The 17,081-nt window shown below is 39.3% G+C and carries 15 protein-coding genes; 1 reads left to right on the top strand and 14 read right to left on the bottom strand.

Annotated elements, in window-relative coordinates:
* Positions 1 to 38 precede the first annotated feature (38 nt).
* The 3 genes from CPS_RS21975 to CPS_RS21965 form a co-directional block, all read right to left on the bottom strand.
* Complete coding sequence (locus CPS_RS21975) at positions 39 to 479, bottom strand: cupin domain-containing protein (RefSeq protein ID WP_238383572.1); 441 nt, start codon at positions 477 to 479, stop codon at positions 39 to 41.
* Between the two features lie 494 nt (positions 480 to 973).
* Complete coding sequence (locus CPS_RS21970; RefSeq protein ID WP_011045600.1) at positions 974 to 2,221, bottom strand: malic enzyme-like NAD(P)-binding protein; 1,248 nt, start codon at positions 2,219 to 2,221, stop codon at positions 974 to 976.
* A 622-nt stretch (positions 2,222 to 2,843) separates the two neighbouring features.
* Complete coding sequence (locus tag CPS_RS21965; protein ID WP_011045598.1) at positions 2,844 to 3,671, bottom strand: outer membrane protein OmpK; 828 nt, start codon at positions 3,669 to 3,671, stop codon at positions 2,844 to 2,846.
* A 184-nt stretch (positions 3,672 to 3,855) separates the two neighbouring features.
* Between CPS_RS21965 and CPS_RS21960 the strand changes: the two genes are divergently transcribed.
* Positions 3,856 to 4,977: a pyridoxal-phosphate-dependent aminotransferase family protein gene (locus CPS_RS21960; protein ID WP_011045597.1), complete on the top strand. Its 1,122-nt coding sequence runs from the start codon at positions 3,856 to 3,858 to the stop codon at positions 4,975 to 4,977.
* A 321-nt stretch (positions 4,978 to 5,298) separates the two neighbouring features.
* Here the strand turns inward: CPS_RS21960 and CPS_RS21955 are convergent, their stop codons facing one another.
* The 11 genes from CPS_RS21955 to xdhC form a co-directional block, all read right to left on the bottom strand.
* Entirely contained in the window at positions 5,299 to 5,724 is a 426-nt protein-coding gene (locus CPS_RS21955; RefSeq protein WP_011045596.1) for a CBS domain-containing protein, read from the bottom strand.
* Positions 5,725 to 5,877: 153 nt separating this feature from the next.
* The gene (locus CPS_RS21950) at positions 5,878 to 6,504 is read right to left on the bottom strand and encodes a TetR/AcrR family transcriptional regulator (RefSeq protein ID WP_011045595.1); all 627 of its coding nucleotides are present in this window, start codon (positions 6,502 to 6,504) and stop codon (positions 5,878 to 5,880) included.
* A gap of 235 nt (positions 6,505 to 6,739) precedes the next feature.
* Entirely contained in the window at positions 6,740 to 8,929 is a 2,190-nt protein-coding gene (locus CPS_RS21945) for a malate synthase G (protein ID WP_011045593.1), read from the bottom strand.
* Between the two features lie 3 nt (positions 8,930 to 8,932).
* Entirely contained in the window at positions 8,933 to 10,138 is a 1,206-nt protein-coding gene (locus CPS_RS21940) for a urate hydroxylase PuuD (protein ID WP_011045592.1), read from the bottom strand.
* A gap of 353 nt (positions 10,139 to 10,491) precedes the next feature.
* Positions 10,492 to 11,841: a guanine deaminase gene (guaD, locus tag CPS_RS21935; RefSeq protein WP_011045591.1), complete on the bottom strand. Its 1,350-nt coding sequence runs from the start codon at positions 11,839 to 11,841 to the stop codon at positions 10,492 to 10,494.
* A 107-nt stretch (positions 11,842 to 11,948) separates the two neighbouring features.
* Positions 11,949 to 12,461: an ureidoglycolate lyase gene (locus CPS_RS21930; RefSeq protein ID WP_011045590.1), complete on the bottom strand. Its 513-nt coding sequence runs from the start codon at positions 12,459 to 12,461 to the stop codon at positions 11,949 to 11,951.
* Between the two features lie 78 nt (positions 12,462 to 12,539).
* The gene (uraH, locus tag CPS_RS21925; RefSeq protein ID WP_011045589.1) at positions 12,540 to 12,881 is read right to left on the bottom strand and encodes a hydroxyisourate hydrolase; all 342 of its coding nucleotides are present in this window, start codon (positions 12,879 to 12,881) and stop codon (positions 12,540 to 12,542) included.
* Between the two features lie 24 nt (positions 12,882 to 12,905).
* On the bottom strand, positions 12,906 to 13,415 hold the full coding sequence (uraD, locus tag CPS_RS21920) for a 2-oxo-4-hydroxy-4-carboxy-5-ureidoimidazoline decarboxylase (RefSeq protein ID WP_011045588.1): 510 nt from the start codon (positions 13,413 to 13,415) through the stop codon (positions 12,906 to 12,908).
* A 120-nt stretch (positions 13,416 to 13,535) separates the two neighbouring features.
* Entirely contained in the window at positions 13,536 to 14,636 is a 1,101-nt protein-coding gene (alc, locus tag CPS_RS21915; RefSeq protein ID WP_238383571.1) for an allantoicase, read from the bottom strand.
* Between the two features lie 100 nt (positions 14,637 to 14,736).
* The gene (gene allB, locus CPS_RS21910) at positions 14,737 to 16,104 is read right to left on the bottom strand and encodes an allantoinase AllB (RefSeq protein ID WP_041737182.1); all 1,368 of its coding nucleotides are present in this window, start codon (positions 16,102 to 16,104) and stop codon (positions 14,737 to 14,739) included.
* A 66-nt stretch (positions 16,105 to 16,170) separates the two neighbouring features.
* Positions 16,171 to 17,067 (bottom strand): xanthine dehydrogenase accessory protein XdhC, encoded by an 897-nt coding sequence (gene xdhC, locus CPS_RS21905; protein WP_011045585.1) that lies wholly within the window; start codon positions 17,065 to 17,067, stop codon positions 16,171 to 16,173.
* Positions 17,068 to 17,081 lie beyond the last annotated feature (14 nt).

Below are 17,081 nucleotides of genomic sequence, written 5' to 3'. Positions count from 1 at the left end.
TCGTATGTTTTACTGAAAACTCAAGTGATATAGCCAAACTAAATAATATGGATTTTATATTTTTCTATGAATGATTTTTTGTCTTTATCCGTAGGAGGATTGTCATCTGAAAACGTTGAAATATCTCTAATAAAATTTTCAGATGGACCTGAAGGTGTATTTATTACCAGTAAGTGACTATCTGAAATAGCTTTAAAACGTCGACTCACGTTAGGCCCAGCGATAATTAAGTCACCAGCTGTAGCTAGAAAATTTTCTTTTTCTACATCAAACTCTACTTCACCTGAAATAATATAAAAAATTTCATCATCAATTTCGTGATAATGCCAAGGAGCCTCATTTCCTTTTGGAAGTTTACTGTCAAAAATAGACACTTGATTGTCTGTATCTAAACCTGTTGCAAGAATTGAGGTAAGTTCTCCTCCTGCTAGATTGTATCGTTCTGATTCACCTGCTTTTACATGTTTATATCTCATCATAATCTCCTAATATTTCTTTAAATTAGTCTGCAATCTAGTTTGCATAGTAGAAGCCAAGTAATTGAACTGACAACGCTTGGTCAAGAGATCCTAAACCAAATGTTAGCAATTGAGAAAGGTATCATTGAAACCATGCAAAACTCTCTTTCAAGCGAACAAATTAACCAGTTTAATGTCGTTGCTATGATTATGACTAAAAATTTAAAAAATAATTGATGATCGAAGTCGGTTTAATGAAACTGAATGACAGTGTTTAGTGCTATGAAGACGTTGGGCTTTTTATAACCTAGGTGCAAGTTATTGTTTGTGCTGACTCATCGTAACGTAATAGCGGCTACTTATTTTTTTAAATCTTTGTTATATAAATAGAAATAAAAAGTGACGATTTAATTATTTAAATAGTCACTCTTGTAATTAACAAAATGAAAATAAGGATTTTCATGTTGTTTTATATGAATAATTTAAGAGTTAGACTTAAACATGAATAAAAAATTTTAAGTATCATTCATATAGTTATCAGGCAAAGGTAAAGCAGCAACGCCTGAATCAACCGCAGCTTTAGCAACTGCTAAGGCAACATTTTTGCATAACCTTGGATCCATTGGGCGAGGAATGATGTAACCTTTCCCAAAGGACAATTCCTTTTCATTACTTGCTTTTAAAACACTTTTCGGCACGTCTTGCTTGGCTAGTTCTCTAATTGCATGGACCGCAGCTATTTTCATTTCGTTATTAATCTTACGCGCTCGTACATCTAAAGCACCGCGGAAAATAAAGGGGAAACATAGAACATTGTTCACTTGATTTGGATAATCAGAGCGACCGGTCGCCATAATTAAATCACTTCTAACACTGTGTGCTAGTTCAGGTTTTATTTCAGGATCTGGGTTAGAACACGCAAACACAACTGGGTTGTCTGCCATTTTCTTTAACTGCTCTGTGTTAAGCAAGTTAGGGCCAGAAACACCAAGAAAAACATCAGCGCCTTCAATAACATCATCTAAAGTTCGTTTGTCGGTGTTATTGGCAAAACGGGTTTTATATTCAGATAAATCATCACGGCGAGTATGGATAACCCCTTTCGTGTCGAGCATATATATTTTTTCACGAATTGCGCCACATTGGATCAGCAACTCCATACAGGCAATCGCAGCCGCACCGGCACCTAAACAAACGATATCAGCTTGTTCAATTTTCTTATTTTGTATTTCTAAGGCATTAATCATGGCAGCCGCCGTCACGATAGCAGTCCCGTGCTGGTCATCATGAAACACCGGTATTTTACAACGCTCATTTAGTGCTTTTTCAATTATAAAACACTCAGGTGCTTTGATATCTTCTAAGTTAATACCACCAAAACTATCCGCGATAGCAGCGACCGTATTGATGAACTCTTCAGGTGTTCTATGCGTTACTTCAATATCGAATGAATTAATGTCAGCAAAGCGTTTAAACAATAATGCTTTACCCTCCATTACTGGCTTAGAGGCCATTGGCCCTAAATTACCTAAACCTAAAACAGCAGTACCGTTTGAGATAACGGCAACGGTATTACCTTTACCTGTGTATTTATAGACATCATCAGGATTTTTGGCTATTTCTCGACAAGGTTCAGCGACTCCAGGACTATAAGCGAGCGATAAATCAGCACTGGTTTCGGCGGGTGTTGTGATAGCAATGGCAATTTTCCCAGCCGTTGGCAAGGCGTGATAATCCAGTGCTGCTTGTTTAAAATCAGACATTTTGACCTACTTTTTATAGTTTTAAGGTTAGAAGTTAATACGGTAGTCAACGCTTTCTTTGGGGGGAGTTTGTTGAGTACTAAAATTAATCTGTTTGGTATTAGTTATTGATAAAGTTATATCGTTGTTTTTGTTTTAATAAGCTTTAGATAAATCAGTGAAATACACCTTTCATCGAGAAAGCACCCCCATACCTGTTAATCAAGATATAAATAGGGTTAAAGCATGCAAAATACCGCGCCACAGTAGTGGGATTCAGTATAGGATTTTCAACAAATAGGAATAATAAAAAGGCTGCCAATAAACATAATGAAATCGGCAGCTTATTTTAATTTATGGGTCTATACCCATTACCAATCAAAGTGCCGGATTCAGTGGGAATTAAAACCACTTTAGACAAGGTAAATAATTTAAGCATAGTCATTCTATGGTTTGGTTATTTAACGACGTATAAAATGATTTTAAACCCATCAAAGAAGCGCTTGAGCTACATCACTTCATCATTGCTGTGAATTATAATGGAACAACCATTATTTCATCACAGCGCCTTGAATTGACATTGCTCAAGCACTCTGAAACATGCATCTTGAATGGTAACGGGTATAAATAGGTTATTAACCTATTAGAAACGCCATACAGCAAGAAGCTGTGCAGCATTATCATCAGTACCTTTCTCACCTAGTTTATTTTTCCAGTATTGGTATTCAATACCAACGAATAAACGCTGTGCTTTTTGTCCTAATACTTCACCTAAATCTAAGCGAATTTGTGGTTGAAATAAAATCCATGATTCTAGCTCTGTAGTACCAAAGTTATTCACTTGAGTGCGGCCGTCAATGTATTCTAGATGACCTTCGATGCTCCAGCTTGTTGAACCAATTTTAAAGGGATATGCCCAAGCAAAATCAACCATAAAACTAGAGTCTTCATCAACCACGGTAAAGACAGGGGAATCTGCACTGCCGCCGCCTTGATGGATATAACCAGTCACATCAATTTGTGCAAAAGCAAAACCTGGTAAATCTAAGGCGAATCTAACACCAGGTAATACCCAAGCGCTGTCTACTTCAGGGGCGAAGTTAAAACCAGCAACAACACCAATATCTTTTACTGGACCAAAGCTAAGATCATTACCGCTAATTGCGCCCAAGCTAAAGTTTGAATACCACTCGCCGTATAGCTCGCTTGAATCTGCTACCGGGAAGTTAGCATCGTTATTTACTGAGTAACGAGAATAATCCATAAAGAAGAAGTTATCGCCATATTCCCAGCCACCAGCATGTTGGAAGGTGATGATGGTAGTGTCAGCGGTGCCACCGGTACCTACTCGTTCTAATTCACCTAGTGCTTGTAATTGTACTTCTGTATTTCCCCAGATCTCTGCTGAAACCATTGGTGCATTTAACGCAACGGTTAATGCAAGGGCGGTAAGTGGTACTGAAATTTTCATATTGTCTCTCTCAATGTAATTTTAGTTATGATTTTAATTTTAATTTTAATTTTTTTCAATATATCCAAGTTTCATTGTTTTTTCGTAACTTGACACATGTGTCAGGTTGCGATTTACTACGATACATCAGGTTGTTTTATAAACACAACTAAAAATTAAAACTAAAATAGAAGGTAATGCAATTATGACATTTAAATCATTCAACCCACCACAAAGAATTTTAATGGGCCCTGGGCCTTCAGATGTAAGTGCACGAGTATTGTCTGCATTGGCTAGGCCAACGATTGGTCATCTAGACCCGTTATTTATCAGTATGATGGATGAAGTAAAAACGCTACTTCAATACGCTTTTCAAACCAAAAATGAATTCACTATCGCCTTATCAGCACCGGGCTCTGCAGGGATGGAAGCCTGTTTTGTAAACCTAGTTGAAGCGGGCGACAAAGTGATTGTTTGTCGCAATGGTGTTTTTGGTGACCGTATGATTCAGAACGTTACCAGAATAGGTGCAGAGGCCGTGGTTGTTGACTCTCCTTGGGGGCGTGCAGTTGAAACTCATAAGGTAAAAGCTGCGTTACATGACCATCCTGATGCTAAATTCTTAGCCTTTGTTCATGCAGAAACGTCAACGGGGGCGCTTTCAGATGCCAAAGCCCTATGTAAAATGGCGCAAGAGCATGATTGTTTAACGATTGTTGATGCAGTGACATCATTAGGAGGTGTAGAGCTGAAAGTGGATGAATGGGGCATAGACGCTATCTATTCGGGTACACAAAAATGTATGTCTTGTGTACCAGGCATATCGCCTCTTTCCTTTAGCCCTAAGGCTGTAGCAGTAGTTCAAAATCGTAAAACTCAAATACAAAGTTGGTTCTTAGATCAAACCTTAGTGATGGGCTATTGGTCTGGTGAAGGTAAGCGTAGTTACCACCATACCGCTCCAGTAAACTCTTTATATGCCTTACATGAAGCCTTAGTAATGCTTCATGATGAAGGCTTAGAAAATAGCTGGGCACGCCATAAAGAACAACATGAAGTATTAGCTAAAGGACTGAAAGAATTAGGTATTGAGTTCATCGTACCGGAAGAAGAGCGCTTACCTCAATTAAACGCTATCTACATTCCTGATGGTGCTGATGATGCTAAAATACGTGATTACTTATTAGAGCACTACAACCTTGAAATAGGTGCTGGTTTAGGTGCTTTTGCTGGTAAAGCATGGCGAATAGGTCTTATGGGACATGCGGCTAAAAGCGAGAATGTTGCCTTATGTTTATCGGCTTTAAAAGACGCGTTACACCAATAAAATCTTAAAAAAAGTTTTATTAATGAAAAAAGACCATCTTTCGATGGTCTTTTTTTTCACATAATGAAATAAAAAACGCTTTTTTGTAAAATTTCATCCAATAATATTCCACTATGTGGAACTCAAAGTGCTTTTTGAAGCGTTAAATCTGGGCGTTTTACGGTAACAGATGCTAGATTTTGCTTTTTTGAGGGGCTGAAATACTGGTTGGTTATGTTCGCAGGTCAGTTACGAACATCAAACTTACTATTTTTAGAGGGGTATTCATCGGATATCACGTCGATGATTCCAATAACCATACACCGTTTAGTACCATAAAAGTTAAGATTTAGGTGAGTTAACTTTACTATATAACCACTTAATTATATCTCGAGAGGTGATAACTCCGACAGGCTGGTTATTGCTATTGATTACAGGAAGACAAGACATGCCAGTATCATGAAAGGTCTTTATTGCTTCACTAAAAGGACTGAATTGTTTAATGGCGACTAATTTTTTCGAGACAATTTGATGAACGCGTTTGTTTAACATCGCCAAATCTTTTTCATTAGCTGTGGGTAATTCTATATTTGAATTGGTCGCTTTTAAATAATCTCTTTCAGAAATAACAGCTACTAGTTGATTTTTACTATCCGTAACCATTAAATGGTGAAACTTATGCTTAATGAATAGTTCTCTAACAACAGATAATCTGTCATCTAAATCTATACAAGTGACTTCTTCACTCATTATCTCTTCAATTTTCATAGGTTAGTTTCTATTATTTATTCTCAAGGTCTAGGAACGTTCAAAACTAAGATGACAGTAAGCTTTTCAATAAATCATGTCAACAATGCCAGTAAAGTTGTCAGGGATGGCGAAGCATCTTCTAGCTTAGTGAGATAAACACCACTGTTTGGCTTAAGATAAACCGCAGCCTTTTAGGATAATTGAAGTCAGTGACTGGATTACATCATCAAAATCATCATCGTTCATTGCCTCTTTACCAAAACCAGCCAATACCTGCACATTAAAGTCAGCATAATGCTGGGTGGAACTCCAAATAAGGAATAACAAGTGATGTGGGTTGATTACATCTATTTGACCTTGTTTAATCCAGGTTTCAATGATGGTGATTTTTTCATCTAACCATTGCTTAAATTCAGTATGCAAATAGTCTTTAAGAATAGGCGCGCCATGAATGACTTCACTGGCAAATATTTTTGATCCATCAGGATCATGTTTGGCATGCATGATTTTTTCATGAATATAAGCAGTAAGAATTGTTTTAGGATCATCATCAATGCTTAAGGTATCGAAACTAGTATTCCAGCTGACAATTATTTCAGTGAGTAATTGCTGATAAAGATCAGTTTTGTCATCGAAATAATAATGGATATTTGCTCGAGGAATATTTGCACGTTCAGCGATGCGTTTAATTGACGCACCTTTAAAGCCATGTGTAACAAACTCTGTTTTGGCCGCTGTTAAAATAAGTGCAACATTTCTTTGGCGAACTTGCCCTACAGATTCTTTTTTTACCGACACAAATACCTCATAACTTCATTGATGATGCAGTAAACAATTTTATAACAAATGTTATCTGGCAGCCATAGTATTCATAACAAATACTTTGACTTAATCGAAGTTATGCTTGATTGCTCGCGTTGAGTTTTGTCATTAACTTATAAAGCAAAAGCCACATTACCGGCGTTGCAAGTAATGTGGCTTTTAAAAACGATGATGTTAAATAAGCGCTGTGCTTAAATTGTTGTAAATAAAGTTAGTACATGGCTTTAACTTCTTGGCGTCTTTGGTGTAATAACGGTTCGGTATAGCCGCTTGGCTGCTCTTTGCCTTGGAAAATAAGATCCTTGGCAGCTTTAAAAGCAATACTTTCCCCAAAATCTGTCCCAATAGCAATGTAGCTGCTATCGGCAGCATTTTGTTGATCAACAACTTCAGCCATGCGCTGTAGTGATTCAAGTACTTGGCTGTCACTGATCACACCATGATGAAGCCAGTTGCAAACATGTTGACTTGATATTCGTAAGGTTGCTCTATCTTCCATGCGGGCTATATTGTCGATATCAGGTACTTTGGAGCAACCAATGCCTTGATTCACCCAACGAACCACATACCCCAATAAACCTTGAATGTTATTGTCTAGTTCTTTTTGAATTGCCGCTGTTGATAATTCGGTTTGATTTTTAAGTAAAGGGATAGTCAATAACTCACTTAAATCATCAATAGTTCCCGGTAAAGAAAACTCGGCTTGCATGGCACTTTGAATCTCTTGAACATTGACTTTGTGGTAATGCATTACGTGTAACGTAGCGGCAGTTGGCGAGGGAACCCAAGCACAATTTGCCCCCGATTTTGGATGGGCTATTTTACTTTTAACCATTTCCGACATTTGATCCGGTATTGCCCACATGCCTTTACCAATTTGCGCTTTACCTTGCAGGCCTGCTTGCAAACCAATTCTTACATTTCTATTTTCATAGGCTGTTATCCAGGGTTCATCTTTCATCAAGGCTTTTTGAGCCATAGCGCCCGCATGCATACTGGTATGAATTTCATCACCGGTGCGGTCTAAAAAGCCAGTGTTAATGAACGCAAGGCGTGTTTGTGCGGCGCGTATACACTCTTTTAAATTGGCAGAAGTGCGACGTTCTTCATCCATGATACCCATTTTTATGGTGTTTTGGGCTAAGCCCAAATGACGTTCAATGGCACTAAACAAATCATGGCTAAAGGCAACTTCTTCAGGGCCATGCATTTTAGGTTTTACAATGTAAATACTGCCTTGTTTAGAGTTTTTGAATTTCGAGGTGCCCTTTAAATCGTGCAGTGAAATTAAACTGGTGATGAGGCCATCAACAATGCCTTCAGGTACTTTTTCATTCTTTGCTGTGACAATAGCATTTGTGGTCATTAAGTGACCTACATTACGAATGAATTGCAGGCTTCTTCCTGGCAGGGTGATTTCTTTCTGGTCAGGCGATAAATAGTTGCGGTCATGGTTTAAGGTACGGGTGATGGTTCTACTGCCTTTTTGAATAATCTCAGCAAGGTCGCCTTTCATTAAACCTAACCAGTTACGATAAACCGAGGTTTTGTCCGAGGCATCTACCGCGGCAATAGAGTCTTCACAGTCTTGAATAGTACTTAACGCCGACTCTAATACTACATCTTTAACAGCAGCGGCATCGGTCTTGCCGACAACATTGTCTTTATCTATTTGGATCTCAATGTGTAGACCATTATGACGGCAAAGTAGGATAGAGGGAGCAGCGGTAGATCCTTTGTAGCCAACAAACTGTTGTGCCTCTTTTAACTGCACTTGTTCACCAGTGAAAAGGGTCACAGTAAAGGCTTTTTTGACGATATGGTACTTCACCGCATCAATATGACTACCACGGGTTAACGGTAAAGTTTCATCTAAAAATCTGCGCGCGTATGCTTGCACTCTACGTCCGCGAATAGGATTGAAATCTTTAGTCTGTTTCGCGCCATTATCGTCACCAATAACATCGGTACCATATAAAGCGTCATACAAGCTACCCCATCGTGCGTTCGCGGCATTAAGGGAAAATCGTGCATTCATCAAGGGCACTACCAGTTGAGGGCCCGCAATAAGGGCAACCTCATCATCAACATTTTGAGTAGAGATAGTAAAATCTGCTTTCTCGGTGACCAAATATCCTATTTCTTTTAAAAACAACTCATAGCGCTGTTGGTTAAAAGGCTGATTGGCGGGATCAGTATGCCAAACATCAATATGCGCTTGTAAATTAGCTCTTGTCGCTAATAGCTGTTGATTACGCGGAGTAAACTCAGCTAACACCTCAGCAACAGAATTCCAAAAGTCATCGGCATGAATGTTAAGACCCGGTAATACTTCATGGTTGACTAAATTATACAAGCAGCCTGCAACTTTATAACCGTGCTTGATTGTTCTTTGCTTCATTTCTTATCCTTTATTTTGGTCTTTATCTTTGCTTAACCAAAGTGATAGCGTTAGACGTTCTTCCTCAGTCATTTGGGTTTTGTTCATAAACGGCATGTCTTTGGAGTTGACAACACGAGCTTCAATTCTCGGTGCCCATTGTTTGATAGAAGCCATGTCTGAAAAAATAACGCCACCTTGAGGAGATTTAAATACATCATCAGTTGGTGCTTCTGAATGACAGGCACTACAACGGGTTTCAATAATATGTTGGACTTGCGCATTACTAACACCTTGCTGTTTTTGCTCAGCGGAGAGTTCAACTGTCTTGGGGGCAATAGCGTAGGCAAGCACGATAGTGGCAATAATAGAGCTCACTAATACCATAGGTTTTTGTTGGCCAAAATGACGTAAAACAAAATACTGACGTACGGCTGCAGTGATTAATATGATGGCCATTAGTACTAACCAATTTGCACTATGGTTATAGGTAATTGGGTAGTGATTTGAAATCATAATGAACAACACGGGTAAGGTGATATAGGTGTTGTGCGTTGAGCGTAACTTGGCATTAAGGCCATATTTAGAGTCAGGAGTAGCACCTTCTTCTACCGCTTTAACTAAGGCGCGTTGTGATGGCATAATGCCGAAAAACACATTGCCAGCCATGATAGTACCTAAGATTGCACCCATATGCATGTAAGCACCACGGGCACTAAAGACTTGGGTTAATCCGTAAGATAAAACTGTCGCAATAGCGAATAAAATAACGGCTAATACTAAACCATGGTCTTTAAGCTTTGTGCGTACTAATAACTCATAACTACCCACACCAATAACAATCGAGCCTAGTCCTAAGCCAATAGCTTGCCACTGGGTTAAATCTTTTACGCGCGGGTCAATGAGGTAAGATTCAGCGCCAACATAAAACATAAGCGAGAGTAGTAAGAAACCTGTGATCCAAGTGGTGTAAGCTTCCCACTTAAACCAATGCAATGTGGTTGGCATTTTAGGTGGCGCTAATTTATATTTTGCTACTTCATAGAAGCCACCACCGTGAATGGCCCAAAGATCACCAGAAATGCCTTTTTCAGCTTTTGCTTCGGGTGGTTTTTCAAGATGGTTATCTAACCAAACAAAGTAAAATGAAGCACCGATCCAAGCGATACCAACGATAAGATGTGCGAAGCGAATGATTAGGTTTAACCACTCAGTAATATACGGGTCCATAGTCTTTCCTTTTGTACCTTTACTCGAAATAAGGGTTTTATAATTTTATGATTAACTAAATTTTTGAGTAACTAATGCTCTATACAATATAGTCTTATGATTATCGTTTTTATAAAGCATTGTCTGTAAGTGATGTTGCCTTAGCCCCGCGCTAGGAAACCGCCTGTTATATGTAGTACTGGTATTTTTATTAGCTCCTTAGCCTTTAGTAAGTGAAGCGTTTGAATATACCATTAGTGAATTAATTGATGTCTGAAGTTTGTGAGTACAAAGAAGAAGCACGGAATTTATAACTATAAATGAGTACTTCTGATGCCGTATTCGCAGGTTTCAGGTATTAAATAATTTGTTAATTAAACTTTTTCGCCCATGATGTGCGTCGCTTTAACGTGTCTATCGTCACCTAGCATGCTCAACACGAATAATTTTTCAGTTAAGGTTGTACAGCGTTTGATGCGTACATCCATTAAAGGTGTTGCTTGATAATCAAGCACGATAAAGTCAGCTTCAGCGCCTTGAATAAAGTTACCAATAGTCCCTTCTAAATCTAAGGCAATAGCGCCCCCTAAGGTCGCTAAATATAATGATTTGTAGGGGCTTAATTTATCACCACGTAATTGCTGAGTTTTATAACCTTCGTTGAGTGTGGTTAACATAGAGAAACTGCTACCGGCACCAATATCAGTACCTAAGCCGACATTCACATCAAATTCTTCAGCTTGCTTTAAGTTGAAACAACCGCTACCTAAAAATAAGTTTGAGGTTGGGCAAAAAGCAATGGCTGAATTGGTCTCACTTAAGCGCTGACACTCATGATCGTGCAAATGTACACCGTGAGCAAAAACACTACGGCGACCTAATAGACTGCTTTTATCGTACACATCAAGGTAACCGTCACTGTCAGGGAATAATTCACTCACCCATGCAATTTCATCTTTGTTTTCAGATAAATGGGTATGTAAATAAACACTAGGATATTCTTTTAATAACTCACCGGCTTTATTCAGTTGTTCCGTTGAGCAAGTCGGTGCAAAACGTGGCGTTACCGCATATTGTAATCTGTCAGTGTTATGCCATTTTTCAATGAGCGCTTTACTGTCGGCGTAACCTGATTCAACGGTATCTGATAAATCATCAGGACAGTTTTGATTCATCAACACTTTACCGCAAATCATGCGTAATTTTTTCTGTTGAGCGACGGTAAAAAAAGCTTCAACAGATTCTTTATGTACTGTGCCAAAGACCAATGCTGTGGTGGTACCAGCATCTAATAATTGGCTTAAGAAAAATTCAGCAACACGTTTACCGTGTTCAAGATCAGCAAATTTTTTTTCTTCAGGGAAGGTATAGTTTTCTAACCACTCGAGTAATTGTTCGCCGTAAGAAGCGACCATTTCGGATTGTGCATAATGTACATGCGTATCAATAAAACCAGGCATGATTAGGCCATTGTCATATTGGGTAACGACAACGTCGGCGGGTAACGTTTTCAGTAAATCCTTGGCGTTACCGACGGCTTCAACTAAGCCATGGTTGATGACTAATAGTCCATCTTCAAAGTACTGATAACTCTCTTCTTCTGATACTTTGGCAGGATCCGCTAAAAAGTGTAGTACTTCGCCACGATATGCTTTGCGGCCGGTACTTGTAGCTTTACTTATTGCTTCACTCGTTGAAGAAGTGTTTGCAGTGTTGTTCGACATATTTCTTAACCTATTACTTATTGAATTTTACTATTACTGGGTGCTGTACTGTTTTTCACGGCTTAATACCGTGCTATCTATTTACTATATTACTATTGAAGTCTTCATTACTTAGCTGCTAATGAGATCACCAGTGAACCGTCGAGTTTTTCAACATCACAGTTATCACCTTCTCCGCCGCGATCGACTACGAGAAAGTCACTCACTTCATTGAGCGCTAAACAAAAGTGATGCCAAGTACCTTTATGGTAATTTACCCCTTGTTCACTGCTGGCTAAAAACACTTTTATTTTGCTGGTATCAAGTTCACCTGCTGGCGCAACAACCACTACATAAGGTTGCTTGCCTTTAGGGATAAACGCTTGGCTACCTAATGGATGACGCTCCATCATTTCTATTGGTAAAGGAAAAGCCAGCGGGGTAGAACGAAAAATATTAATCAGGGTTTTGCCCTGTTGCTCGGCAACATCAACCTCGGCAAGATCGTGATAACGCATAGTATGGCCATCATTAATGGCGAAATGTTCAGCACTTTCGGACACCGAAATTACATCCCCATAAGCTGAGAAATTCTCTGCCGTTAGCTCTTGGGGTACAACATTAATGATTTTACTGGTCATCTTAATCTCTCGGTTAATGGTAACGCTTAATATCTTTCTACTGGCTTGAAACTGTGTCTACTTATTGTGAATAGCTAATTAGCTACCGCGATAAGTAGAGTATCCATATGCGGTTAGCAATAATGGAATGTGGTAATGCGTGCCGCTGGCATCGATTTCAAAAACGATATCAACGTATGGGTAAAACCCTGCTTCGTTGTTGGCTTTAAAATAAACCGCGGTAGCAAAATGCATACGGTAAACACCCGCTGCTAATGTTTCGTCAACAGCCAATAAACCGGGTAAACGTCCGTCTTCATTGGTGACACCACCATTGACTTCTTTCCAACCTTCACCGTCTTGAGCAAACAAGGTGATAGGTACATTCTTCGCGGGTAATCCACGGGTAGTATCAAGTATATGGGTAGTAATTTGGCTCATATTTGTTCCTTAATAAATTTAGGACTAGCCTTCAGCTAATGCTTTATCAATGCGTAGTTGAAATATTTTACGTTGCTCTTCAGCGGCATTAACAAGCTCTTGCGTTTTATTATTTGGTAGACGTGCCTGTAATAAATCAGACATTTGTTTAGCACTTTTTCCGGTTGCACAAACAATAAAAATAAAGCCAAATTTTTTTTCATAGTCGCTGTTACCTTGAGAAAGTACTTCAAGTACATCGTCATTTGCTTCTTTAACTAAACCTTGCTCGTTACCTGCCAATTCTTTGGTATTAGCATACTTAGCACGTAAACTACTGACATCACCAATTTTTGGATGACCTTCAAAGGCTTCAAAATAATCTTGTTCAGTTAAACCTTGCCACGCATCATCAGCGGCTTTTTTTATTGCTAGCTCAGAAGAAAATGGACGCGCTGTAACCATTTTTTTTACCCAAGCACTTGCGGAGCAACACTGCATAAATGTATGGCTAGCCTCCGCTGCAGGTAATTGGTTTAAATCTTCTAATATCATTTTAGTTTCCTTTAATCACTACTGCCTAATAGTAAAAGCTTAAAATAGCGATTGATTATTAATCGTTTTGGTTAACCGCACTGAATAACAGTGCCGTTAACCTGACGAAAAAAGTGCTAACTAACCTTGGCGGTTACCAAAAACACGCATGCGAGAAATACCACCATCAGGAAAGATGCTTAAACGTACATGAGTAAAAGGTTGCTCTTTTTCAGTGATTATTTCTTTAGTGAATAAATGTTCACGATGAGCATACAATTTAGTACTTGGGATAATTGGAGTCCAAGTTACGCTTGTTGCGCTATCAGAAAAATCATCACTATCGCTAATACAGCCTTCAAGCATAAAGGTGTCAGGGAAATTACCCTTGAAATGACACGTATCTATGATGACTTTATTAACACTACCGGTAGCGGCAAGTTTTACAATTGACCAATCTGGACCTGGATCACGACGACGTTTAGTTTCCCAACCGTCACCCATGTTCACACCACGACCTGGCATAATTAGATTGTTTTTATCGCTGAAAAACATGTCGCTAACTAACAATGCTTTAGCGCCATTTCTAATTGACGCTAAATCGATCAGTTCACCGTCAACAAAATCATTCCAGTTAACGGCGGCTTCACCGTACACACGAAAACGCGCAATACCACCATCAGGGAACATGGTTAAACGCACATGGGTAAAAGCTGTGTTATTTAGCTTTTTTTCAGCGTCGAGGACAAAAAGGTTTTGGCTGTGTGCTTCAACATCGGTGGCTTCAAAAATAGTATGCCAAACGGTATCTTTGTTTGGTTGAACTTCACTTACACAAGCTTCAACCGATACTTTCTCTGGAGCATTGCCACGGAAGTAATTGGTGTCGATATCAAAAGCACGGATAACACCACTGATACCTAAACGAATAATACACCAATCTGAATCACGACCATTGTTACGACCATAACTTCTACGTGATTCCCAACCGTCCATCCATTTACCGCGTTCAGTAAATTTCTCTTCGATAAAAATACCACGACCGGGCTTTAATAAGTTTTCCATTTCAGCAAAGAAATCATCACTACATGACAGTGTTTCACCGCCAACGCGTTCGCTAGCTAAATCGACATAATGAGTCTTTAATTTTTGTTCTAATGCTGCATCTTCGGTAGATAATTTGTTTTGTGCTAACCAATCTTCAATCATTACTTCATCTCCTGTTAACGCTTTGTTAGCCAAACCTTTCAAAGGCTCCGCTAGGTTGCGTGAGTGTTAGTTTGTTTTAGTTCTTATTGTTAATTTTTAATTCATTTCATTTGTTAAATAGAAGACAGCTAACTTACAGCTGGCCTTTAAGTAACGGTCTGCCAATAGGCGAACTGATAAATTGGTCATTACAGTAAACTTGCTGACCACGAACAAATGTTTGCATTATTTGGCCATCAACTTTGCGTCCCACATAAGGGGTGATTTTATGTTTATGTTTGATCATGTCAGTGCTGATGATAAAACTGGCGGTGTCATCAAAAACCATGAGATCGGCATGATGTCCAACAGATATTTGGCCCTTTATTTTGTCTAAACCAGCAAACTTGGCGGTTTCATGTGACATCAAACGGGCTAAATCGACCAGAGTGAAATCACGGTTTTTTGCTTCGGTCCAAATAAGCGGCAAACCAAATTGCAGTGCTGAAATACCGCCCCATGCTTTTTCAATGTCACCGGTATCTATGTGTTTTAATTGCGGTGTACACGGAGAGTGATCTGAGACGATAAAACTAATGCGACCATCAGTTACCGCTTGCCATAACTGCTCTCTGTTTTTGTTTTCGCGAATAGGTGGACAACATTTAAATAACGTTTTGCCATCAGGAATGTTTTCTGAGGCAATAGTTAAATAATGTGGACAGGTTTCTGCGGTAAAACGCAAGCCTTCAGCTTTTGCTTTTGCAATGGTATCGAGCGCTTCATCACTTGATAAATGCACAATGTGAATTTTACAGTTATCACCGGCTGCTTTAGATTCACGCGCCATGTCTACCATTAACGAGATAGCATTGTTTTCCCAGCTTTTAGGCCGTGATTCTAAAAAACTATTGTATTTATCGGTAATTTTAACGTCGTCAAAACTGCCGCAATCTAGTTCAGCATGAATCAAATATGGCACGTCGTGTTTCGCTAAAATAGGCATAGCAGCACGAATGTCTTTTGCAGCAACATTAGGGAATTCTTCAATGCCTGAGTCGATTAAGAAGGATTTAACGCCTAAAACACCTGCAGTTAGTAAATCATCAAGTTCATCAATATTGTCAGGGATAACGCCACCCCAAAAGCCACAATCTACCCAAAGTTTGTCATGTACTGACGCTAGCTTTTCTTCAAAAGCAGCTTTGGTTGTTGTAACTGGGATACAGTTCAGTGGCATATCAACTAAGGTAGTGATACCGCCTGCCGCTGCTGCTTGAGTTGCGGTATTAAAACCTTCCCATTCGGTGCGACCTGGCTCATTAATATGAACATGAGAGTCAACCAAACCTGGCATAAGTACCTGTTCACCTAAATCGGTTATTGGGCAATCAAGGGCTTGTCCATAAGGGTGAATGTTATGGATTAGTTGACCTTTTATTTCTATGCAGGCAGCGATCATTTCGCTCTGATCACCAGCATGAACAATAACTTTTTTACTTTGCAGGGCAAAATGAGACACCTTGCTTCTCCTTAAAATTTGATAAACGTGAACGTTGAGAATACTTATACTCATTGCACGAACTGACTAACTTACTTCTTCCGTCATTAAACTTTTTAGTTCTTGCCAAGCGATACCTTGTTTAGTGCTTTGTGGTTTGGCATCTTTTTGTTTGTTGGCACTGGGATTAGCTAATGCTTGTGACGCTAGCTCAGCTTGATACAGCTGAATAATTTCACCAGCAACTGACACTGCTACTTCCATCGGCAACTTACCTTGTACCTGCGGTAATCCAATGGGGCAGTTCATCTTTTCTACTAAGCTTTTAGCAATATCACGATGCTGGAATCGTTGTTGAAAACGACGCCATTTGGTATCAGAGGCAATTAAACCTAAATAAGCAAAATCAGCGCGTTTTAAAGTATTGTGACTGATCTCAAAATCCAGTTGATGGTTATGAGTCATGACAATGTAATAACTATTCGTTGGCATGAGAGCAACTTCTTCAGCCGGGTTTTCACTGACTAATGTGGTGACATTATGATAATTGCCTGCGTCATCGGGGAATTGATCCGCACGGCTATCAACCCAAGTAATGCTGCAAGGTAAACCAGCAAGAATAGGCATTAGTGCTTTACCCACATGACCTGCGCCAAACAGCATGATATTGACACCACTGGCGCTAAAACTTTCAAACAATACGCTGGCATTACCACCACAACATTGACCAAGTTGTGCACCTAACTGAAAATGTTCTAGCTGTTGGCAATCATCTCCAGCCATTAACAGCTGGTGTGCATGTTTAATCACTTTATGTTCAAGGTGACCGCCACCTATGGTGTCAAAAATATCATCATGGGTTATCACCATTTTGGTACCACTATTACGCGGAGTTGAACCAGTTACCCCAACAATTGTCGCGATAACATAGGCTTTGCCTTGTTTGTTCAATTGGTGTGCTGCACCGGTCCAATTCATTTTCATGATGATATTCCTAT

The sequence above is a fragment of the Colwellia psychrerythraea 34H genome (genome assembly GCF_000012325.1).
In the GTDB taxonomy this organism is placed as follows: domain Bacteria; phylum Pseudomonadota; class Gammaproteobacteria; order Enterobacterales; family Alteromonadaceae; genus Colwellia; species Colwellia psychrerythraea_A.
Note: the sequence above shows the minus strand (reverse complement) of the source record. Positions and strands in the feature narration are given on the sequence as shown.

Excerpts from the sequence above, each read along its gene's own strand:
- CPS_RS21975 (WP_238383572.1), bottom strand. The coding sequence starts at position 479 with ATGATGAGATATAAACATGTAAAAGCAGGTGAATCAGAACGATACAAT.
- CPS_RS21970 (WP_011045600.1), bottom strand. The coding sequence starts at position 2,221 with ATGTCTGATTTTAAACAAGCAGCACTGGATTATCACGCCTTGCCAACG.
- CPS_RS21965 (WP_011045598.1), bottom strand. The coding sequence starts at position 3,671 with ATGAAAATTTCAGTACCACTTACCGCCCTTGCATTAACCGTTGCGTTA.
- CPS_RS21960 (WP_011045597.1), top strand. The coding sequence starts at position 3,856 with ATGACATTTAAATCATTCAACCCACCACAAAGAATTTTAATGGGCCCT.
- CPS_RS21955 (WP_011045596.1), bottom strand. The coding sequence starts at position 5,724 with ATGAAAATTGAAGAGATAATGAGTGAAGAAGTCACTTGTATAGATTTA.
- CPS_RS21945 (WP_011045593.1), bottom strand. The coding sequence starts at position 8,929 with ATGAAGCAAAGAACAATCAAGCACGGTTATAAAGTTGCAGGCTGCTTG.
- CPS_RS21940 (WP_011045592.1), bottom strand. The coding sequence starts at position 10,138 with ATGGACCCGTATATTACTGAGTGGTTAAACCTAATCATTCGCTTCGCA.
- guaD (WP_011045591.1), bottom strand. The coding sequence starts at position 11,841 with ATGTCGAACAACACTGCAAACACTTCTTCAACGAGTGAAGCAATAAGT.
- CPS_RS21930 (WP_011045590.1), bottom strand. The coding sequence starts at position 12,461 with ATGACCAGTAAAATCATTAATGTTGTACCCCAAGAGCTAACGGCAGAG.
- uraH (WP_011045589.1), bottom strand. The coding sequence starts at position 12,881 with ATGAGCCAAATTACTACCCATATACTTGATACTACCCGTGGATTACCC.
- uraD (WP_011045588.1), bottom strand. The coding sequence starts at position 13,415 with ATGATATTAGAAGATTTAAACCAATTACCTGCAGCGGAGGCTAGCCAT.
- xdhC (WP_011045585.1), bottom strand. The coding sequence starts at position 17,067 with ATGAAAATGAATTGGACCGGTGCAGCACACCAATTGAACAAACAAGGC.